This is a genomic window from Desulfonatronum zhilinae, from assembly GCF_900182865.1.
GTDB lineage: Bacteria > Desulfobacterota > Desulfovibrionia > Desulfovibrionales > Desulfonatronaceae > Desulfonatronum > Desulfonatronum lacustre.
In genome coordinates this window covers 1-4177 of sequence record NZ_FXUJ01000061.1, presented here as the reverse complement: position 1 = coordinate 4177, position 4177 = coordinate 1, and the positions used below count along the sequence as shown (strand labels likewise).

Sequence of the window (4177 nt, the reverse complement as noted above, 5' to 3'; positions counted from 1 at the left end):
TGACTGTTTACCTGGAAGCCAAAATGTATCGTCCATAAGGCTTAGCCTATTTCTATTCTTATATCGCAACATAGCAGTGACCTCGTTTTTTAAATCTTAATATCACTACTATAGCATACAATGCAAGCAAAATATTTAGTTAAATCGAATGCCTGCCGGACTTTTTGCAGGGAGATCAGATTATCGGCACTGATGGCCTTGCTAGCGTAATGAACTTTGGCAGAGTGACAAATGCTCTGACTGTCAATGTTAAAGGCACATTGAACGGACAGCATGAGCTTGCGGCACTTGGTGCAACTGGCGTTACCCGATATGATTTCAGTGATGCCAGGCCGAGCACTGGTTCTGCCGCAGGTGTCACAATGCTCGACAACCCCGGCAACGCAGTAGCCATTGTCGGCAGCGCCGGTAACGATATTCTTCGGGGCTCTAACTTTAATGACGATATCAGAGTTAGCGCCGGTACTAATCTGATTTTTACAAATAATGGAGCTGACACTGTACGCCTTTCAGGTGGAGTAAACACTGTCAATGTAGCTGGAGATGGCTCAGTCAATAATATTATCGCTACTGGTGGTACAAACACTGTCACGCTTCTTGGAGCAGCGACTGTTAATGCCGCAACTTCAACTGTTGGCTTGACACTGAACGGTTCATCTGTTGGTGGAGATGTGCTGATTGGCGGCCAAGGATCTGATATTATTACTGGCGGTGCTGGTGCTGATAACATGACTGGAAACGGAGGAAACAACGTATTCCGCTATACAGCAACGAACATCGCTGGAATTACAGCTGAAGGTGGCGATACGATTGTAGATTTCACAATCGGTTCAGACAAGCTCCAGTTCAACAATGGACTTTTGACTGATCTTTTTGATACGCGCATCGTAGCAACTGTTGCTGGTGTTGGCGGTACCTCTATCGCTGCCGCAGATCTTATCATCTGGAATGTACCTGGTGGCTTGGTAAACGTCGCAGCTCTTGATGCCGCAATGGCGGCTCAGAATGGAAGTGCTGCAAGAGCAGCATTTATCGTCTATGAAAATACAACTACTGGTCAAACAACACTGGCTTATGACAGCGCTTTAAATGCTGCAAATGGAGCTATTGTTGATATAGCAAATCTAACAGGCGTAAACCTCACTGCACTTGGCCTGACAGACTTTGCTTTTGTGTAACCAATACAACACGACTAAGATTGCATGATTATCTTTTGCCCTCTAAAAGTTTAATTTAGCTTTTAGAGGGCATTAACTTATTAGGAGGATACAATGACTTTAGTTGCATCAAATTATAACAAAAAAGTTATTGCCTATTTTGAAGCTGTTGGGCGATCACCAAATGCGGCTCAATTAGCCACATGGAGCCAAGCACTTCTTGAATCTAATGGAAATGTTTGGCGAAGCGGCCTTCAAGAGCACGTCAGCGGATTGGCTGGACTTGGTACGGCTACCCCTGATTTATTGAACTCTCAAACGATTGTTCAGAACATGCTTGTAAACATGTTCGGAACGTACCTCGGGGTCAACGCTTCTATTGTTAACTACTACGTACAGAACTTGGCTGCTGGAAATATTTTGCCGCGTGGTCTTGCCAATGCTATGATCAACGACCTGGGCTTGATGCCTAAAGTTGACGGGTCATTCGGAAGCCCTGGCGGTTGGAATGCTGGACCTGCTGGGGTGGATTCACCTCAGTTGTTGACTCCTGCTCAGGTTAATGCCTTTGTTAATCAAGTTGCTCCAACTCCTGCACCGCCAACCCCCGTACCTCCTGCACCTGCTCCTGGTCCTGCTCCTGAGCCTCCGGTTCCACCTGCTCCGCCAGAGCCAGAACCAGGTAGCACATTCAACTTGACAGCGGGTGATGACGTTGCAACCGTTCTTGGTGCCACATCCAGCGGAAATCCTGTGAATTTCAAGTTCACGGATGGACCGCAAACAGTTATTGCTCGATCCGGAACACTGAAAACGGGTGATTCGCTCGTTGATGGCACGCAGGGAGACGGTGACACACTTATAATTTATGTTGACAATACTAATAAATTGAGCAGCATTGGTACACCATTGGTTCAAAACATTGAAAACCTCATGTTTGTTTCCAGTGCTGCTGGTGCAGGTGCTGTAGACTTGACCACTTTTGATGGAGTACAGACTGTAAGCATGCAAGGCACCAATGCGGGTCTTCAAACTTTTAACAATATAGACAAATCAGGTGCAGACAACTTTAACTTTTCACAAATGGGTGGTACTCACGGAGTCGCGCTTACTGTTTCTGGCGCTCATGAGCAGAATTACGAAATTTGGATGTCGAATCAAGCCAATAATATAAACCTAACCGGTAACACTGGTACCAGCCTTATACACCAGACAGCTAGTACGGATGATACACTTGTTGGTGGTGGGGGCGCGGACGTATTCCAGATGTCGACAGCAGGTTTGGCTGCCATTGCGGCTGGAGCAGGAACAGTAAATGGTGCTGGCGGAACTGATATCATTTATATCACTAACCAAACAACTGGTGTAGGCGGATTAGCAGTAGCAGACACACAGTTTGGGCGTGTTTCCAGCGTCGAAACTCTCCAAATGCGTCAAGATTTGGAAGCGACAGCGGTTCTTGGAAATGCTGCCCAAACTGCCGGGATAAGAAAGTTTATTGGTGCTACAAATGCTGCTAACAATTTGACAGTAGATCATACTTTTAACGATTTAGCATTCTCTGTTGAAGGCGGTGGTGCTGTCGACACTATCACTATCGCTAATGCTGGAAACGTCATGAACAACGCCAAATTCAATATTGATGGCGGCCTTGGCAACGATATTCTTAGAGTTACAGGAACAAGTGCAGTTGATTTTTCAAACGCAACCATCCAAAATGTTCCTATTTTAAACATTTCAGCCAACGGTGTTCAAGATTTAAAGTTTAAGGCTGATACCTTCAACGAATTTACAACAATCACTGCTGATGCCAATGACAAGATTGAGATTACACATCTCAACGGTAAAACAGTTACAGCAAGCGCAGCTCTTGACACCTTTACATTTGCAGCAGCTGATGTTGTGACAATTAACTCTTTTACAACAGGTGCTGACAAAGATGTTTTGAAATTATCACCTCTTGTCGGAGTTGGGAATATTGCAGCGTTTATTAATGCTGGCGCAGACGCATTAAATGCGGATACAAGCGCAGCAAGAGGCTATAGTGAAGCAGCTTACAACAACGCTAATGCTGTAGCTGCAATCAATGGATTGTGGACAGGAGACTGGGGTGCCACAAGGATTGCAATTATTGGAAATGGCGACAATCTTGCAGCCACAACTGCGTATAAGATTTACTACACGACTAACGTTGGTAATGATGTTGATGCAGCTGTACTTATAGCGACAGTCGGAGTTGCAACTGTGAATACTGCTCTTGATGGTACAAACTTTGTTTAATTTTTAATCTGAATCTTTAAAAAGCCCACTTCATAAAAGTATGAAGTGGGCTTTTTTTATTTTATATTCGCAATATAAACATATTCAATTTGATTTACTGCGAAACAGCAAATCGCATCATATTGTATTTATCCAGAATATCAGGAACAGGTACATCCCATGTCTGAATGGTCCCATGGCTACAACACGGCAGTAGGCTACACGTACCAGTTTTACCGCGAAACCACCCCCGCCTGGCTGGACTGGGCTGTGCGTCTCAAGGGGTTCAAGGGACCGGACGTCAAGAAGTTCCGGTATCTGGAACTCGGCTGCGGCCAGGGAGTCGGCCTGAACCTGATCGCCTCGCTGTACCCGGATGCTGAATTCGTCGGCGTGGACTTCAACCCCCAGCACATCGCCCATGCCTCGGATTTGGCCAAAGACGCCGGACTGAAGAACGTGACCTTCGCGGAAGCCGACTTTCTGGATTTGTCCGGAAACTGGCCCTACGGAAAATTCCAGTTCGTAGTTCTGCACGGGATATACTCGTGGATTACGGAAGATCTGCGCCGAGCCGTGTGCAAATGCCTGGATCACGCCCTGGTGGCCGGAGGCTTGGCATATGTCAGTTACAACGCCATGCCCGGCTGGATATCCGCCTTGCCTTTGCAGAAACTTTTACAACGCCACCAGCAGGCCAAAGGCTTGAGCCCCATGGCGGCCATCGACAAAGGCTTTGAGTTCATGACCCGCCTTGGACA

General features: G+C 46.4%; 3 protein-coding genes. All 3 read left to right on the top strand.

Features of this window, described 5'->3' with window-relative positions:
- The first annotated feature begins 224 nt into the window (after positions 1-224).
- Positions 225-1178, top strand: a complete 954-nt coding sequence (locus AC559A_RS18745) for a hypothetical protein (RefSeq protein WP_498819219.1) — start codon at positions 225-227, stop codon at positions 1176-1178.
- A 93-nt stretch (positions 1179-1271) separates the two neighbouring features.
- Positions 1272-3437 (top strand): hypothetical protein, encoded by a 2166-nt coding sequence (locus AC559A_RS18740; RefSeq protein WP_498819218.1) that lies wholly within the window; start codon positions 1272-1274, stop codon positions 3435-3437.
- 159 nt (positions 3438-3596) lie between these two features.
- Positions 3597-4177, top strand: a 581-nt coding sequence (locus AC559A_RS18735; protein ID WP_498819217.1) for a class I SAM-dependent methyltransferase, incomplete at its 3' end; no start/stop codon positions are given.

Coding starts and splice junctions, on each gene's coding strand:
- AC559A_RS18740 (WP_498819218.1), top strand. CDS start 1,272: ATGACTTTAGTTGCATCAAATTATAACAAAAAAGTTATTGCCTATTTT.